14 protein-coding genes are annotated in these 17,540 nt (G+C 43.6%); 4 read left to right on the top strand and 10 right to left on the bottom strand.

The window, feature by feature from the left end:
- Nucleotides 1–9: 9 nt before the first annotated feature.
- Together fghA and PP2015_RS16995 are read right to left on the bottom strand one after the other, a co-directional pair.
- The gene (gene fghA / locus PP2015_RS17000) at nucleotides 10–852 is read right to left on the bottom strand and encodes an S-formylglutathione hydrolase (RefSeq protein WP_058031434.1); all 843 of its coding nucleotides are present in this window, start codon (nucleotides 850–852) and stop codon (nucleotides 10–12) included.
- 62 nt (nucleotides 853–914) lie between these two features.
- Nucleotides 915–2,045 carry an S-(hydroxymethyl)glutathione dehydrogenase/class III alcohol dehydrogenase gene (locus tag PP2015_RS16995; protein WP_058031687.1) on the bottom strand — a complete coding sequence of 377 codons (1,131 nt, stop codon included), beginning with the start codon at nucleotides 2,043–2,045 and terminating at the stop codon, nucleotides 915–917.
- A gap of 199 nt (nucleotides 2,046–2,244) precedes the next feature.
- On the opposite strand from PP2015_RS16995, the gene PP2015_RS16990 reads away from it, so the two are divergent.
- From PP2015_RS16990 to PP2015_RS21705, 3 genes are all read left to right on the top strand, one after another.
- A complete protein-coding gene (locus PP2015_RS16990; protein WP_058031433.1) occupies nucleotides 2,245–3,132 on the top strand; it encodes a LysR substrate-binding domain-containing protein in 888 nt (295 codons plus the stop codon).
- A 103-nt stretch (nucleotides 3,133–3,235) separates the two neighbouring features.
- Nucleotides 3,236–5,086 (top strand): choice-of-anchor I family protein, encoded by a 1,851-nt coding sequence (locus PP2015_RS16985; protein WP_058031432.1) that lies wholly within the window; start codon nucleotides 3,236–3,238, stop codon nucleotides 5,084–5,086.
- Nucleotides 5,087–5,532: 446 nt separating this feature from the next.
- Nucleotides 5,533–5,979, top strand: a complete 447-nt coding sequence (locus PP2015_RS21705; RefSeq protein ID WP_083496616.1) for an REP-associated tyrosine transposase — start codon at nucleotides 5,533–5,535, stop codon at nucleotides 5,977–5,979.
- 264 nt (nucleotides 5,980–6,243) lie between these two features.
- Here the strand turns inward: PP2015_RS21705 and PP2015_RS16970 are convergent, their stop codons facing one another.
- From PP2015_RS16970 to PP2015_RS16945, 6 genes are all read right to left on the bottom strand, one after another.
- Nucleotides 6,244–7,806 carry a PepSY-associated TM helix domain-containing protein gene (locus PP2015_RS16970; protein WP_058031430.1) on the bottom strand — a complete coding sequence of 521 codons (1,563 nt, stop codon included), beginning with the start codon at nucleotides 7,804–7,806 and terminating at the stop codon, nucleotides 6,244–6,246.
- Nucleotides 7,803–8,072, bottom strand: a complete 270-nt coding sequence (locus tag PP2015_RS16965; RefSeq protein ID WP_058031429.1) for a hypothetical protein — start codon at nucleotides 8,070–8,072, stop codon at nucleotides 7,803–7,805. Before PP2015_RS16965 ends, PP2015_RS16970 begins: the two co-directional genes overlap by 4 nt.
- Nucleotides 8,072–8,407: a hypothetical protein gene (locus PP2015_RS16960; protein WP_058031428.1), complete on the bottom strand. Its 336-nt coding sequence runs from the start codon at nucleotides 8,405–8,407 to the stop codon at nucleotides 8,072–8,074. The genes PP2015_RS16965 and PP2015_RS16960 overlap by 1 nt, the downstream gene beginning before the upstream one ends.
- 95 nt (nucleotides 8,408–8,502) lie before the next feature.
- A complete protein-coding gene (locus PP2015_RS16955) occupies nucleotides 8,503–10,845 on the bottom strand; it encodes a TonB-dependent receptor (RefSeq protein WP_058031427.1) in 2,343 nt (780 codons plus the stop codon).
- A gap of 313 nt (nucleotides 10,846–11,158) precedes the next feature.
- Nucleotides 11,159–11,707, bottom strand: coding sequence for a hypothetical protein (locus tag PP2015_RS16950; protein WP_058031426.1), 549 nt, complete (start codon nucleotides 11,705–11,707; stop codon nucleotides 11,159–11,161).
- An 88-nt stretch (nucleotides 11,708–11,795) separates the two neighbouring features.
- On the bottom strand, nucleotides 11,796–12,653 hold the full coding sequence (locus tag PP2015_RS16945; RefSeq protein ID WP_058031425.1) for a LytR/AlgR family response regulator transcription factor: 858 nt from the start codon (nucleotides 12,651–12,653) through the stop codon (nucleotides 11,796–11,798).
- 447 nt (nucleotides 12,654–13,100) lie between these two features.
- Here PP2015_RS16945 and PP2015_RS16940 point away from each other — a divergent pair, with 447 nt between their 5' ends.
- Nucleotides 13,101–14,372: an acyltransferase family protein gene (locus PP2015_RS16940; protein ID WP_058031424.1), complete on the top strand. Its 1,272-nt coding sequence runs from the start codon at nucleotides 13,101–13,103 to the stop codon at nucleotides 14,370–14,372.
- A gap of 306 nt (nucleotides 14,373–14,678) precedes the next feature.
- Here the strand turns inward: PP2015_RS16940 and PP2015_RS16935 are convergent, their stop codons facing one another.
- Both PP2015_RS16935 and PP2015_RS16930 read right to left on the bottom strand, forming a co-directional pair.
- Nucleotides 14,679–15,806 carry a sensor histidine kinase gene (locus PP2015_RS16935; RefSeq protein ID WP_227009217.1) on the bottom strand — a complete coding sequence of 376 codons (1,128 nt, stop codon included), beginning with the start codon at nucleotides 15,804–15,806 and terminating at the stop codon, nucleotides 14,679–14,681.
- Between the two features lie 204 nt (nucleotides 15,807–16,010).
- Nucleotides 16,011–17,441: a sigma-54-dependent transcriptional regulator gene (locus PP2015_RS16930; RefSeq protein WP_058031422.1), complete on the bottom strand. Its 1,431-nt coding sequence runs from the start codon at nucleotides 17,439–17,441 to the stop codon at nucleotides 16,011–16,013.
- Nucleotides 17,442–17,540 lie beyond the last annotated feature (99 nt).

Below are 17,540 nucleotides of genomic sequence, written 5' to 3'. Positions count from 1 at the left end.
GCCGTTTATTTACTTGGCGTTTAAATGCTGATGGTGAAAGCGCAGGTGGTCTTCAATGAAACTGGCAATAAAGTAATAGCTGTGGTCGTAGCCAGCTTGCATTCTCAGCTCACACTCTGCATCGACTGACTTAGCTGCGGCAATTAAGTTTTCAGGCTTTAATTGCTCTGCTAAAAAGCCATCTTCGCTGCCTTGGTCAACCAAGATAGGTAAACTCGGTTTACCTGCTTTTAAAAGCTCAACACTGTCATATTCAGCCCAAGCTTGCTTGTTGTCGCCTAAGTACGCAGTGAAGGCTTTTTCACCCCACGGGCACTGCGTTGGGTTAGTGATAGGGCTAAATGCTGAAATTGAACTAAAACGAGATTGGTTTTTAAGGCCGATCATCAATGCACCGTGTCCACCCATAGAGTGACCACTGATCGCTCGCTGTGAAGTGACCGGAAAGTTCGCTTCAATTAAGTTTGGCAACTCATCAAGGATATAATCGTACATCTTAAAATGCGCCGCCCAAGGGGCTTGGGTTGCATTCACGTAAAACCCTGCACCTTGACCTAAATCATACCCCTCATCATTTGCCACATCCTCGCCACGCGGGCTGGTATCAGGCGCCACTATGGCTATACCTAATTCTGCGGCAATACGTTGAGCGCCGGCTTTTTGCATAAAGTTTTCGTCTGTGCAGGTTAGGCCAGAAAGCCAGTAAAGCACAGGCACTTTATGGCCTTCGTTCACCTTTGGCGGTAGAAAAATGGCAAAGCGCATGGCGCAGTTAAGCACCTCAGATTGATGAGTGTATTGCTTATGCCAACCACCAAAGCTTTTGTTATTACTGATATTCTCTAAGTTCATTTTTGATATCCATAAAGAACAAAGAGCTTGTTTATACAAGCTCTTTTGGGGTGTTGAACTGTTTACTTGTTGTAATGGATCACTGAGCGAATGCTCTTACCTTCATGCATCAAATCAAAGGCTTCATTGATATCTTCAAGGCCCATGGTGTGCGTAATAAAGTCTTGTAAGCCAAACTCACCCGCCATGTAACGCTCAACGATTTCAGGTAACTCTGAACGGCCTTTTACGCCGCCAAATGCGCTACCACGCCATACACGGCCAGTAACCAGTTGGAATGGGCGCGTTGAGATCTCTTGGCCTGCGCCAGCTACACCAATGATCACAGACTCACCCCAGCCTTTGTGACAACACTCTAGGGCTGAACGCATCACGTCAACATTACCAATACACTCAAATGAGAAGTCGACGCCGCCGTCAGTCATTTCAACGATCACTTCTTGAATTGGCTTATCGAAATGTTTCGGGTTGATACAGTCGGTTGCACCTAGCTTTTTCGCTAAATCGAATTTACTTTCATTGATATCCACACCAATGATGCGACTTGCACCCGCCATGGTTGCACCAATGATCGCTGAAAGACCAATGCCACCAAGACCAAAAATCGCTACGGTGTCGCCTTTTTGTACTTTTGCTGTGTTCAGTACCGCACCCATGCCGGTTGTCACACCACAACCTAATAAACACACTTCTTCAAGCGGTGCTTCTTTGTTTACTTTGGCTAAAGAAATTTCAGGTAATACGGTGTACTCAGAGAAGGTTGAGCAACCCATGTAGTGATAGATTGGCTGACCGTCTTTGTAAAAGCGCGTTGTGCCATCTGGCATTAGGCCTTTGCCTTGCGTTTCACGTACCGCTTGGCACAGGTTGGTTTTACCAGACGTACAGAACTTACATTCGCCACATTCTGCGGTGTAAAGTGGAATAACATGGTCACCTACTTCTAGACCGGTTACACCTTCACCTACTTGCTCAACGATACCACCGCCTTCGTGGCCTAAAATTGACGGGAAAATACCTTCTGGATCATCACCCGATAATGTAAATGCGTCGGTATGACAGACACCCGTCGCAACGATGCGCACCAATACTTCGCCTTTACGCGGCAGCATTACATCGACTTCTTCGATTTTTAGTGGCTCATTTGGGCCCCATGCGACGGCCGCCTTAGATTTAATAAATTGATCTGCCATGTTGTCCTCAGCTTTTAAGTGAATTGTTTTAAGTGTTTTGTGCAAATAAGAGCGTAGGCACTCAAAGCCGTTTTCGCGACGTGCTTTACGCGTATTTGCCATATTATTTTTGACGAGAGAAAGTGTAGTTTGTTTACTCCTGTTCGATAATCCCTTATTTTTGTAAATTACTTTTACTCAATGGTAATAATAGGGCGGTATGAATAGTTGGCAGGGCATTAATGAATTTGTCGCGGTGGCGCAATCGGGTAGTTTTACACAAGCGGCGAAGCGATTAGGCGTATCGACTGCACATATCAGTCGCCAAGTCACGGCATTAGAAGAGAAGCACAGTACTAAGCTATTTTATCGTTCAACGCGCAAGGTTGCCTTGACTGAAGAGGGCCAAGTGTTTTTTCACCATTGCCAGCATGCGCTAACAGGTCTTGAAGAGGCTGAACGCGCCATTAGTAATTTGCGAGACACGCCGCAGGGTTTAATTAAAATGACTGCCCCAGTTGCCTATGGCGAGCAGTTTATCATGCCGCTAGTACATGACTTTATGCGCCAATACCCGGAAGTAGAAGTGCAAATGTTTTTAAGCAACCAAACTTTTGACTTGGTGGCAGAAGGGTTTGATCTAGCCATCCGTCTTGGCAAATTGAATGACTCAACCATGATGGCAAAGCGTTTAACCAGCCGAATTCAATATGTTTGCGCCTCGCCCGATTATTTACGTCAATATGGCGCACCTCATACATTAGACGAGTTGAAACAACACCACTGTTTAACAGGGAACAGCGAGTACTGGCGTTTTCTCGTTGAAGGTAAAGAGCGCACATTAAAAATGAAAAGTCGCCTTAATTGTAATAGTGGCTTTGCACTTAGAGATGCGGCACTTAAAGGTTTGGGGATAATCAAGTTACCCGACTACTACATTGCAGATGACTTAAAGCAAGGCAACTTGGTTGAGGTGTTACCGCAATACTTAGAAGCTGAAGAGGGAATCTGGGCGCTGTATCCGCATAATCGTCATTTATCACCTAAAGTCAGATTGCTGGTGGATTATCTGAATGCGCATTTAGATTCCGACAATAATGCGCAATAAAACTGCAATCAATCCTTAAGATCGCAGAAACTTAAACGTCATAAACCTGCTGTTTAATTGTTCGCTATTAAATATTACACAATAAACAACAATAGGTTTAGTCATGCTTAAACGCTCTCTGATCGCGCTCTCTTTATTAACAGCTCTCACAGGTTGTGCCCTTGATGGCGATGATGGTCAACAAGGTCCTCAAGGTGAACAAGGCCCAGCAGGTGTTGCTGGTACGAATGGTTCAAACGGCACAAATGGTAGTGATGGTTCAAATGGCACCGACGGCAGCAATGGGGTTGATGGTAAAGATGCCAACCGTCTGTTAGATATTCAAATGGTTGGTCGTGCAGTGTTAAATGCACAAAGTCCTGAGGGTGCAGCCGAAATCGTGGCTTACCAAGCATCTAAAAAATGGATTTACGCAATTAACAGCTCAGGTGATAGCGCTGTGGTAAACATCATTGCAGCAGACAGCTTTGATGCCGCTGGTTTAGTGAAAAATAACGAAGGTGTGATCACGACGACGAACCTGAGCAGTGCTATCACGTTAACGTTAAACGACAACACTCCGGGTGATGCGAATAGCATAGCAATCGACGAAAACAATCAATTGTTAGCGGTTGCGATGGCAGCAAAAACCACTGGCGAGAATGGTCAAATTGCGTTTTATGATATTTCAGATGATGCGCCGGTATTTATCAAAAATGTCACAGTGGGTGCATTACCAGACATGGTGACGTTCAGCCCAGATGGCAGCAAAGTCGTTGTGGCTAACGAAGGTGAGCCAGAGGGTGATTACAGTGTTGATCCTGAGGGCAGCATCAGTGTGATTGCGGTTACCAACGGTGCAGTGGCAGATACCGCAACACAAATTACCTTCACAGATTACAACGGTAAACAGGCTGAATTAGAAGCCATGGGTATGGTGTTTGCAAACCCAACGGGACGCACAATCAACGGCAAGCTAATTAATACTACGGTTGCGATGGACCTTGAGCCCGAGTATGTCAGTATTTCTAAAGACAACCGTTATGCTTATGTATCTATTCAAGAAAACAATGGTTTAGCTGTGGTTGATTTAAGCGACAACAGCGTTAAGTTGATGGGTTTAGGCTACAAAGATTGGTCTAATTTAGTCATGGATGCGTCAGACAAAGACGGCAAAATCAACTTTAAGAAATACCCGGGTTTGTACGGTATGTACCAGCCAGATACCATCGCAAGCTTTAGCTGGAAAGGTGCAAACTTTGTCGTGTCTGCCAATGAAGGTGACGGTCGTGAATACTTCTTTGATGCCACAGATGCTGCAGATTGTACTGCAAAAGGCGGTCTAGATTTTGATGAAGACGACGGCTGTTTATCGTATATCGATGAATCTCGTGTTGAAGACCTAACGCTTGCCAGTAACTTTTCTTACTTAAACAACGATGATGACGATATTGGTCGCCTAAAAGTGACAACAGTGAAAGGTGACACTGATAACGATGGTCAATACGAAGCACTTTACACTTACGGTGCGCGTTCTTTCACGATTTGGGACAGCAATGGATTAGTTGTCTTTGATTCAGGTGATGAAATTGCTCGTATCACAGCATCTGTTCATGGCGCTGCATTTAACAACGATGAAGATGAAAATGAAGGCGACACGCGTTCTGATGCAAAAGGCGCTGAACCTGAAGCATTGGCACTGGGCCAAATTGGCGAGCGTATGTTTGCGTTTATCGGTCTAGAGCGCATGGGTGGTATCATGGTGTACGACATCACTAACCCTTATGATGTGAAGTTTGCTGATTACTTCTTTAACCGCGGCGTGGTTGAAGGCGCAGATATTACCGGTGACTTAGCGCCAGAAGGCATGTCATTCGTGCCTGCTGAACAAAGTGCTACAGGCAAGCCATTGCTTATTATTGGTAATGAAATATCAGGCTCAATCGCCGTTTGGCAGGTTGCATTAAAAGACTAGATGCAAAATACACCTGCGGAGCAGGTTACTTTTTACGCAAGAGTGAAGAGAGTAAGTTTAGATGGACTTAAACTGAGGCATTTACGAAACCATTTTTGTCGCCGTAAACGACCCACAGGCAAAGGTTTGGCTCCTGTAGGTCGTGCTTCAGCGCGACAATTTATAAAAGTTGCACAACTTACCCATACCAAAAAGCGCATTTGTGAGAAGTGCGCTTTTTTATTTAGTGCAAAATACACCTGCGTAGCAAATTTTGTCGCCGTAAACGACGACCTACATGTAAAAGTTTGACTTCTGTAGGGCGTGCTTCAGCACGGTATAGAGTAATTAAAGATCTTTATGGTCGTAAACGACGCCTCATAGGGGAAGGTTTTATTCTTGTAGGTCGTGCTTTAGCGCGACAAAGAGCTAAGCTTAGTAACTAAGTTAACTAAGAGGCGCAATAAATGAGCTGGCAGAAGTTGAAAAAAGGACGTTATTCAAAAACATTCGGCGAGTACTTTATTACTTTCACATGCCACAAACGCCATGCCACTTTCATCGAACATCATTTAGCTAAGCGTTTTTGTCAGTCTATTTCATATAACGAGCAGCATCACGATTGCAGTTGGTTGGCTTGGGTACTTATGCCAGATCATTTTCATGGTCTAGTAAGGTTAGGAAATACCGAATTAGGTAAAGTAGTAGGGCATTTAAAAGGTTACTCATCCCACATGATAAACCAGTGTGTCCAAGGCAATAGCAAAGTTTGGCAGGGTGCCTATTATGATCGTGCCCTGAGAGCCGAAGAACAGCGAATAGCGATTGCTAGATATATCGTTGCTAACCCTTTGCGAGCAGGGTTAGTGACGAATATTGGCAGTTATCCATATTGGAATAGTGTTTATCTTTAAATCGACTTCTGTTGATTTTGTCGCCGTAAACGACGACCTACAAGTGCAGGTTAAACTCCTGTAGGTCGTGCTTCAGCGCGACAAAAAGTAATTAAAGTTAGTTGTCGCCGTAAACGACGACCTACAAGTGCAGGTTAAACTCCTGTAGGTCGTGCTTTAGCGCGACAAAGAGTAATTAAAGATATTTGTCGCCGTAAACGACGACCTACAGGCAAAGGTTTGAGTCTGGTAGGTCGTGCTTTAGCGCGACAGTATTTTCGCTAATTAACTGACCGCAGGCGCTAGATTAAACGCTTTTGCTCTTGGTCTGTGATGTCTCACCAATAATAAACAAAATCCAGCGACTAACATTTGAGCTATGGTCACCAGCCAAACATCCACAATGAGATAACTCGGTGGCGTGTGGCCAAGCAGCATCTGGACCAAGTCGTAAAGTGGGCAAATTAGCGCTAACATCGCAGCAATATAAAGCTGTTGGATCATGCCGCCTCTGACGTTTTTACTAAACCAGCCATGTACTAAACAGACTAAGATCATCACGCCAAACAAAGGCGGGAGCAGACTGACTTGTGACCATGACTCTGGTGCGAAGCGTGCCGCAATGAAGGTGCAGGCAACGGCGATCAAGGTACCGCTTGATAGCGCTAAGGTCATGGCTTTCACGAATTGCAGGCCGCGTTTACTTTGTTTACGATTATTCTCGCGCTTTTCTAGCCAGATTAAATTACCTGTTAAGATCATATAACAGCATGCTAAACCGAGTAAGAAATAGATAAACTTCAGCGTATTGCCGCCATATTCACCGAAATGCAGAGAGCTGAGTACACTATATGTGCCTGCGGTGGCTGATTGGCTTGGCTTGTATTCTTTAATTAAACGGCCATCTGCTAACGAATATGTCAGGCGCGTCAGTTGGTCGAGAGTATGGTGCGCTGTCATTGCAACTTCAACTTGGCCTGCTTGATCGTTAGGCGCAAATATATTCAAAAAGTACACGCTTTGTTCTAGGTAGCGACGCTGTGCATCTTCCACCATATCATCTAGCAAAGTTAAGTCTGCAGGCTGACCCGAGAGCTCTGTAATTCTTGGTGGCGCGTAAAAGTCTGCGGTTGCCATTAAAGCAGGAATATTGCCCTTAAATACCGCAAAGCCAAACCCAGCTTGCAGTAAAATACTCAAGTTGAACATCACACCTGTGAGGGCAAATAAAAACGTATAAGGCAAGGTGCTTATACCTATGATGCTATGTCCATCAAGGTAGGTGTCTTTGCGACGGTCTACTCGGTATTGGTAATAATGACTGATGATTTTCTTCAGTAAGATCAGCGTGCCGGTAAACACCATAACAAAGAAGATCAACGATACAATGCCCACCAACTCGGTACCACCGGGTAGCATCAAATTAATATGCATACGATACAGCATGTTACCAAGATAAAAGTCTTCTTGATCTAAGTCGTAACGTTGACCTGTTTCTGGATCAAAGCTCTGATTGACATCAACATGTTCGCCTTCAGGTGTCTCGATCTCAAAATAACTGACATAAAAAGGCTGAGCTTGGGTTGGCAGTTCGATAAACACACCATGATCCGCCGGCATGGTATGCCCTTGGTCGCTGATCTGTTTGGCAATCGTCGACACCGGTACGTGTTGTTTTTGACTGGCTAAGTCTGTTTTTGGTGCATCATATTGCATATCCCACAATACAATGTTTTCTCTGAAAAACGACATTGAGCCACAGACAAAGACGATCATCAAAACCCCTGAGATGATCAAACCAAGCCATGCATGTGCATGGGTAAAATTCTTTAACGTAGACTGTTTCATCCTGTTGGTCCTGCTGCAGTAAAGAAGGTGATCACAAAAATTATGATGGTTGGAATAGCTAGCATGCCGGCTCGTTGCCAAGCTTGTTTGCCACTTTCAGCGCCATAGCACCAAGTCATGACGCCTGCCCATGCTGCTAATGCCAGTACCAGTGAAGTGGCTAAGATCACATTAATGTGAGCGACTAACCACAGGCTTAAAATACTGGGAACTAAAATCATCACGACGACGCCAGATAAGAACCCAGCAAAGGTTTTATGCCACATTATTGGCCTCCCGAAATCAGCTGCAGTCCAGCACTAAGCAAACAGATAGCAATAATGCTAGCGATGGCCCACTGAGGTTTATGATTGAGTAAGAATACGGGGGCGGGAATAAACAGCATTAAACCAAGCAGCGCAAAAATACCGGCGACCACAGGGCTGAAATGCGCACCAATCAGCAATGACAGAGTAATTACACTGAGTATGGCAATGGTGACTAATGCCAACCAGCGAGGGGGTTTAAATTGTTGTGTCTTTAAAAATTGCTGCCGAGGGCTTGAGGCATAAAGCAACATGCCACTTAACCAATAGGCAGGAAGGAGGTAAAAAAAACTCATATTTAAATCCTTGCTACTGAGTTATATTTCCTAAAACCGCGAAAAGATGTCGCATTGCTACGACATCTTTTTATAGGGGTTAAATGTTGACTGTCTTACCAGTCGAATACGCCACGGAACGAAATCGCATATTCCGCTGGCGCACCTAAGCGTGCATTACGGGCACGGTGTGCGACGTAATATTCTTCATCAGTGATGTTTTTACCAATGAAGTAAATACCGTAGTTATCCCATTCGTAACCAAGTTGAACGTTAACTAACGTGCGCGCATCATTGTGTAAGTCAAAGAATGCATCACCAGGCTGCAAACCATCACGATATGGATTTGGTCTATTAGGTGCATCGCTGGCATAGTTAATATTGATGTTCGCGAATAAACCTTCAGGTCCTTGATAAGTTAAGCCTGCGCTTTGTGTACGCTCAGGTGCAGAGAACTGGCGGCCAGTTAAGTCATACTCAGTTTCTGGTGTTGTGATCTTAAAGTCAGTGAACTCAGTGCCTGCATAGCCAATCGCTGCATAGGCTTTAAGGTAATCTGTTACGTTGTAATTTACTTCAAACTCGAAGCCTTTCACTTCAGAGCTACCCGCATTGACTGTTTCAAGGTCAAAATTGTTTGAAGAAAGTTGTACAGAAACTTGTTGATCAGTCCAATCTGTATAGAAGAAGTTAGCATTTGCAGTTAATGCACCCTCTAACCACGTAGAGCGAATTGCTAATTCATAGTTGTCTGTATACTCAGGCTCATACTCGAATGTCACAGATTTCGCTTGGTTGATACCGACACCGCCTGAACGATACCCTTTCTGGAAAGTAAAGGTTGAGGTGATGTCGTCATTCAGATGATAACTCACGCCAATTTTAGGCAAGAAAGTATTGAAGCTGGTATCTGATAGAGCTGCCGGCTTTGAAGCGTCAGCTGCAAGACCTAGTAATAAGCTGTTGATACCAGTGATAAGCGGCACAATACCTTCATAAGGTGTACCCACATAATTAGCAGGGTTTGGCATTTTATCTTGGTTTAAAATGGTGTATTTCGCATCATTGCCATTCTTTTGCTCTTCACGGTCGAAACGTACGCCCGCTAAAATATCCCACTGATCATTGAGATGCCAAACGCCATCAGCGAAGAGTGCATAGCTCGTCACTTCTGTTTCAGTAAGAGAGTAAATTTGCGTTCTGGCAGGGTCAAAATCTGCATATTGTGCAATTACTAAGTCGGCAATTTGTGGGCTTAGTTTATATCTTGCTTGTAGCACGCTACTCGATAAACCAAGGCGAGATAAGTTATAGTTGTTTAAACCATTGCTCAGTGCTTCTCTGTCGCCATTAAAATAGTAAGCACCTGCTACGCCGCTAAAGCTCTCATAGTCAAATGTAAGCCTAAATTCTTGAGTCAATGTCTTTTCAGTATTGTCGTAGAGTGTGCTACTGCCTGTGTCGACGATTGGTGTATTCCCTAGACCCTGAGGGTAGTCCGAATCCCAGTCAAACGCTTCAAGTACATCTGAGTAAGTTGTATAAGATGAAAATGATAGCTCGCTATCAATGTCATAGCTCAAAGTTAAAGAAACAAGTTCAGTTTCGGCTTTGCGCTCTCGAGTGTCGTTATAAATTGTTGTACGGTTATCAAAGTCAACTTCACCGGCATTGGTTGTTAGGTTTGCATCACCGTAAACACGTTCTGCATTCATGTAGCTGAGCATTGCCGAGAAGTCTTCAAACCCTGCCGGCTCATATAAAAATTTTAATCGGTAGGTATGTTCTTCATTAAAATCAGAGTCAGAGTTGTCATGAAGGTTAATAACGTTACCATCGTAGCGCTTTTCTTCACCACTGAACCTAAATGACAATTCATCTTCAATCAGGCCTCCGCCAATGGCAATACCCGCTTCTTGCTGGCCATTCTGACCAATCAGTAATTTGTATTTACCTTCGTTTTCATGGCTAGGCATTTGAGTATTTAAAATAACTGCACCAGCGAGAGCATTGCGCCCCTGCAAAGTAGACTGTGGCCCACGCAATATTTCAACTTGCTGCGCATCCCATGTTGAGAACCCACCATTACGTACTAAGCCCTGTGGTAGCGGCGCGCCATCAATATATACACTTGCTAGGTAGCTATTACCACCGCCAGATACATTAAAGCCATCAATGCCTCGAATACTGAAACCATAGCTATCGCCATGGGTATTGGCGGTGTTCACCATCACATCGGTGAAGGTGTTGATCTGTTGTTGTTCGATCATCTCAGGAGTCAGTACAGCAACACTGGTGGTGGTTTCTTGCAGACTACGCGCAACTTTTTGACCTGTGACCATGATGGTTTCGATTTCTTTTTCATCACCTTGATCATCGGCAAAAACAAGTTGGCTAGATAGTGCCATAGGGATTGCAAGAGACGCACGTAGTGCAAATGAGAGCGCAGAGAGTTTCATTATTCGTCCGTATAAAGTATTTGCTCAAAAAATAGGTTGCAAATACTAACATGATCAAAATTGCAAATCATTATCATTACTGTAATTGTTGTGGGTATTTTAATCTGTTTTTTATGCTGTTCTAAGTAAGATGAGGCAATAGAATTATACTGGAGCTTTTTTAAGGTTTTGATTTATAAGGTTAAAAAATAGTTTTAAATACTTTGTATTAGCGGTTTTTGATATTAAATGTAATTATAGGTTTTGATAAAAAGAATGCATATATTCATAACTGTACCAATATATGCATTAATAAATCAGTAAAAACAGCTGTTTAGAAACTAAAGGAAAGCTGCAAACCAGTGAAATGGTTATCTTGTGCTTCCCAACCATTACCATCAATTTGCCGATAGCGTGTGTAGGCTTCGAGTTTAAGGTATTTTATGTGCACACCAATGCCTGCGCCTAGGTAAGCATCTATATCGTTGTTTGGTGCGTTATATACTGTGATACTTGAATGATTGCTGTAGCCATCTGTATCTCGTTGGTCGTGAAACATAAGCTCAAATGCATCAAACCCCAACTCACCATACGCGTAAATATCAGAGAAATAACCAAATTTAAGCCCAGTATCTAATGTGAGAAAGTCTTCGCGATAGCCTTGCTCGGTAGTCACACTGGCATTGCCTAAAGCACTGGTAAAGCCAATTCCAAAAGGGGTATGGTTGAAATAGCCAATCATTTCAAATCCAGCTGAAATGATATGATCGTCAAGTGCATTGAATTCTGATTTTGCAAATACTGAAAAATCGAAATCATCATTGGCTGCACAGGGTAAAGAGGTTAAGCCGAGTAAGAAAAGAGAAACAATGTAGCGCGTCATGCGGGGGTCCTTGCAAGTAAAACTCGTGAAATTGTAAGTTGAGTAAAAGGCACTAACTGTAAGAAAGTGTTTAAACTTTGTAAGTGTCTTAAGGCTTGTTAGGAAGTAATAGACCCTTAAATTGTTCTTTATAGCGTCTCGAAAGATTGAGTTTTTTGCCACTAATGAGTGTGATCTCGCTGTCGCCGCTTTGAATAGGGGTGATGGAACTAATGGCATCAAGTCGAACCGCGTGACTACGATGAATGCGACAAAACCCATACGGTTCAAGTTGCTCACTGAGTTTGGTAAGCGTGGCACGAAGTGGATAAACACGCCCATCAATGTGTAAATTGACATAGTTACCAGCAGATTCTAACCATTCAATATCACTGACTTTGATAATAAATTCTTTGCCGAGTTTTCTAACCAGCAGGCGTTCAAACTGCGGTTGTACAGACTCTTCGGTTTGTTGCAGTAGATGGGCCTCGCCCTTTAATTGACCGATAAGATAGTGATAGCTTTTGATCACCACAATTAAAAACACAAACCCCCATACATCTTTGCGGTATTCATACAAAAACTCATACCAGAGCAAACCAAAATCGTAGCTAGCTGCTTGGCTCCAATAAACGAGTTTGCGAAGCGCCACCATAATGCTGACGTGTAACACACTAAACACGACTGACGCGAAAAAATACAAGCCGAGAGAACGTGCTATGGCTTGAAAACTAAAAGGTTGGTATTTAAGAAGAAAAATTACACCAGGGACTAACATTAGCGTGCTTAAGGCGCTGCTATATTCCCAAACAAATGGCTCCCACAACTGAAAAGGCAGTGCGCCATCACGTTTCGCTTCCATAATGTCAGAGGTGGCATTAATGGTGTTATTGATAAAAATATAAGCCATTAATAACAGCGCACCATATTGATTTGAATAGTGTAGAAAGTGAGGTGAGCGCGCCATGTGTGATTCTCTAACTGTGAAACTAAAACCAGCTTAACAACTAACCTTGTCAGTCCCAAGTGGTTTATCCCACAATCCCACCGCTTATCCCTAGTTACTGTTTTTTAAGCACATATTAATTTTATTTCGACAATTCCTCAGAAACTATACCCAAACTACCTCAAGATGCATGATTCAGAGCGCTGCCTTCTGTTCTAGTTCAAGGAAAAGGACGCAGCGTAATGACGCGTCCTTTCCAAGTTCTTTGACGATGAAATAGGACTGAAAGCACGCTCCCTTGGGCGAGTTTGATTGGCTTTCATACTGCGTTATCAATTTTCGATTTAGAACCACTAGATCTTCAAATTGATGCCTTGTCTGACAGCCAATCAATTCTCGCTGAACCTCGTATCTTGAGGTGGTTTGGGTATATAAGACAACCAAGTTTGAGAAACTGACGGAAAAGGTATGTTCAAATCTATCGCTAAATGGTGGCAACCTGCTGCCTTTGTAAGCCACCCAACAGAACGTTTTGTTGAGTTAGACTGGCTAAGAGTGCTCGCGTTTGGTCTGTTGGTGTTCTATCACACAGGCATGTTGTATACGCAAAACTGGGGCTTTCATTTTAAAAGTAATTATTTAAGTACAGAAATAGAAAATCTGATGTTGTTTCTCTCACCTTGGCGTATGGGACTGATTTGGTTTATTTCAGGAGCCGCATTGAGTTGCCTATTACAGAAGTCGCCATTGCCTCAGTTTTTAATGATTCGAACCGTGAAAATCTTATTGCCCCTGCTGGTGGGCGTATGGTTTGTCGTGCCTATTCAATTGTATGCGCAAATGCAGCAAGAAGTTGGTTTAACGCTTAGCTATGTTGAGTTTTACATCGCATTTTTTGACCTATCTCACCCGCTATTTGCACAGTATCAGGCGGGCATTTGGCCTCATGTCGATGTGAATCACCTTTGGTACTTACGTTCATTATGGCAATTCACCTTGTTGCTGGTACTGATGTTACCTGTACTGCAAAGCTGCTGGTTACATAAGGGAATCGAGCGTTTTTTACAGTGCCCTGTACTTTGGGTGTATTTAGGTTTACTGGTGCCGCTTTGCGTTTTGAAACTCTCATGGCCGAGTGATACGTTTCGCTACCCTATGGGCTTCATTTTTTTACTCTATGGCTTTTTATTGGTTCATCACAGAGCGTTTTTTGCATCGTTGGTTCAGCACTGGCATATTCTGCTCGGTTTTTTTGTTTTAGGTTATCTAGGTGTAGTTTGGGGGTATCAGAGTATTTGGCTAGACAGTCAAAGCGTGCAATGGCAGATCACCAGTATGGATATGTTCTATACCGCACAAAGGTTATTAGGCGTGATGACCATGCTGGCATTGGCTATGCGTTTTTTAACTCGTTCTCACCCTATTTTAAATAAGCTCAATGGTTGGGTGTTTCCATTTTATATTTTTCATCAAAGTGTGATCATCGGCTTAGCTTATTACTTTAGTCCATTACAGTTAGGCCCTTGGTTAGAGCCTACCCTTATTATTCTGCTGACGTTTGGACTGTGTGCGCTAGCTTGTTGGGGGTTGAGTTATATCGCTTTGCTTAGACCGCTATTTGGCATGAAAGTAATTGGTAATTACGACAAAGCGTCGCTGTACACAGGCTATACCTTAGCTTTGTTTTTGCTTATGCCTTTGCTCTTTAACTTACTTTTTAGTTGGCGGTATATGTTATGAGAAGGCTCATCCAAATACGCACCTAAAACAAGCGCCTTGCTCCCGTTGGATGTAAATTAAATCTCCACATGGTTCAACATAATTTGTCTTGAAAGGCTTAAACCGATGCCTGAACCTTTTTGCTTGGTGGTAAAGTCTCAGGCATAGACACGAACATCATCCAAATACGCATCTAAAGCAAGTGCCTTGCTCCCGTTGGATGTAAATTAAATCTCCACATGGTTCAACATAATTTGTCTTGAAAGGCTTAAACCGATGCCTGAACCTTTTTGCTTGGTGGTAAAGTCTCAGGCATAGACACGAACATCATCCAAATACGCATCTAAAACAGGCGCCTTGTTCTCGTTGAATATAAATTAAATCTCCACCATGGTTTAACATGATTTGTCGAGATAAACTCAAGCCAATGCCTGAGCCTTTTTGCTTGGTAGTAAAAAACGGTACGAACATCATATCGACCACATGCTCTGCTACGCCCGGGCCGTTATCACTGACTTCAACATAGTGCTGGCCTGCTTCATTACAGCCTGTTTTTAATTGCACGCTTGCTGAAGTGTCGCTGCTGTTTTGTTGCACGGCTTCAATGGCATTCTTGGTTAAGTTAATAAGTACTTGCTCTACTTGTGCGCTATCTAACATAGTTAATTGAGAATGCGACACGTCCAGTTGTAAATCAATCTTGGCTGCGCTACAAGTTTGTTGATGAAGCTGAAATACGCCTTCAACTAATGGCGCGAGTTGCTCAGGATTAAGCGTGGGTGCAGGTAAATTACTGACTTCTCTAAAGCGACCGATAAAGTCACCTAAATATTCGGTGCGTTTTGCCAGCGTTTTTAACGCCATAGCCAAATCGTCTTTGTCTTCTTCATCATCAAAGGAGAGTGTTTCTGGTAAAAGGCTTTCACAGCTTTGTGCAATGGAAGCGAGTGGCGTGATGGAGTTGGCAACTTCATGGGTGAGCACTTTGGTAAGCCGCTTATAGGCTTGTTGCTCTTTGTTTTGTAAGGCATCACGAATTGAGTGCAGGGTAATAATTTTGCGGATCTTGCCTTGAATATGGGCGACACTTACTTGTATAGACAAGGTGTCTTGCTGTTCACCATATTGCCAATTAGCAATGGTTTTGAGGCTGCGGTCACAACTTTCGACTAAAGGCGCGATATGCGCCAAATCATTACAGTGGCGAACTGCTTTGCCGAGTAATTTAGCAACGGCAGGGTTTGATTCGATCACGTCACCTGTGTCATCACACACCACGACGGCTAAATCAATATGGACTAATAAGGCCTGTAAAAAGTGCGCCTGTTGCTCGGCATTAAAGCGTGCACTCTGAATGTTTTCTTTGATCTCTTCAAGGTGGCTATGCATAGGGTGGTGTTTACTTAACCCCAGAGAGCTATCGCCATTCGCCAAAGACTTTAAAACAAAACTCATGTGTTTGTTTTGTTTGTTAAATTGAGAAATAAGCGAAAACAAAGTCGCACACGAAAATAAGCTTAAAAGCAGTAAACTCGCTGAAAATCCAACTTGTATATACAGGTATGCACTGGTGGTGATCAGCACGCAAAGTAACAAGATGGTGGCAAAAAATATCGTTGTAGGGTGCTTCGTAAAATAACTCAAAATACTCAGCTCCGGCTATAAGTCGTACTTTTCGAGGCGGCGATACATGGCGCCACGGGTTAACCCAAGCGCTTTGGCCGCCTGCGAGACATTGCCCTGATAGTGCTTTAATGCCGCGCGCACAGTGCGGTGTTCGAGCTCTTCAAGGTTAAAGGTGTCTGCATTGACCAATTGATCGCTCTCGCTTTGTGCACTATCAGCTTGGCTTGGTTGTGCGGTGGTCGTTACTTGGCCAACCACAGTGCTGATATCGAGTAGCTCACCTTCACTTAAGATCACAGCGCGCTCTATGGCATGGGCCAGCTCTCGCACGTTACCCGGCCAAGCGTAGGCACTCAAGGTTTGCAAATCGGTGTCACTGACACTTAATGTGCGTTTGTATTTGTGGCAGAAGTGCTCGAGGTAATAATTCACTAATAAGGGAATATCTTCACTGCGCTCACGTAGCGGTGGTAAACGGATCTCAATGGTGTTGATACGGTAAAGTAAATCTTGTCTAAAACGCCCTTCGTCTACGGCTTGTTGTAAATTATCGTTGGTGGCACAAATGAGGCGAATGTTCACATCTATGGCTTTATTGCCGCCAACAGGGGTGACTTGGCGGTTTTGTAGCGCGGCTAATAAGGTGGTTTGCTGGCTCAGTGGCAAGTTGCCAAGTTCATCTAAAAATAGGCTGCCTTCGTTGGCGAGCTCAAAGCGGCCTACCTTATCTGCTTTGGCATCGGTGAATGCGCCTTTCTTATGACCGAACAGTTCACTTTCAAATAAGTTGTCAGCAATTGCGCCCATATCTAAGCTAATTAGTGCATTTTCGCGACGTAAGCTGGCTTGATGAATGGCATGTGCAGCGAGTTCTTTACCTGTACCACTCTCGCCTGTGATTAAAATATTGGCATCGGTTAACGCCGCTTTTTCTATGGTGCTAAATACTTGCTGCATGGCTGCACTTTGACCTAAAAAGTCGAAATTTTTACCACCTGCGCCTTGGTTCAGCGCTTGGTTTAGCCCTTGTGTTTGGCGAGTCAGTTGACCCACTTTCTGTTTGTCCTGAGCGTGTGCATAGGCAGCAGCGACCGCACCTAAGAGTTGGTCGTTTTGCCATGGCTTGGCAACAAAATCTGCAGCGCCAGCCTTAATGGCATCAACGGCTAATTGAATATCGCCATACGCAGTCATCAGCAGCACTGCAATGCTGGGGTCTTGCTCAACGACTTTCTTTAACCAGTAAAACCCTTCTTTACCGCTTATGGCGTCTTGGCTGAAGTTCATATCGAGTAAGATCACATCAATAGGCTGCGTTTTTACGATTTCTTCAATATCAAAGGGGTTATCTGTGGTGTGTACTTTTTGATAGTACTTTTTTAGTAGCAGTTTAGCTGCGATTAAAATATCGGTGTTGTCGTCGACAATTAAAATGTGTCCAGCTTGTTTGGCTGTTTGCGTCATGGTCCTTGCCTTTGCCTATTTTTGGCTTCTTTTTATTCTTTTTAGCCTACCTCATTTAGTGACAGTGCGTCTATTAATGTGTTCATAAATGGACACATC

Source organism: Pseudoalteromonas phenolica, assembly GCF_001444405.1.
Lineage (GTDB): Bacteria > Pseudomonadota > Gammaproteobacteria > Enterobacterales > Alteromonadaceae > Pseudoalteromonas > Pseudoalteromonas phenolica.
Note: the sequence above shows the minus strand (reverse complement) of the source record. Positions and strands in the feature narration are given on the sequence as shown.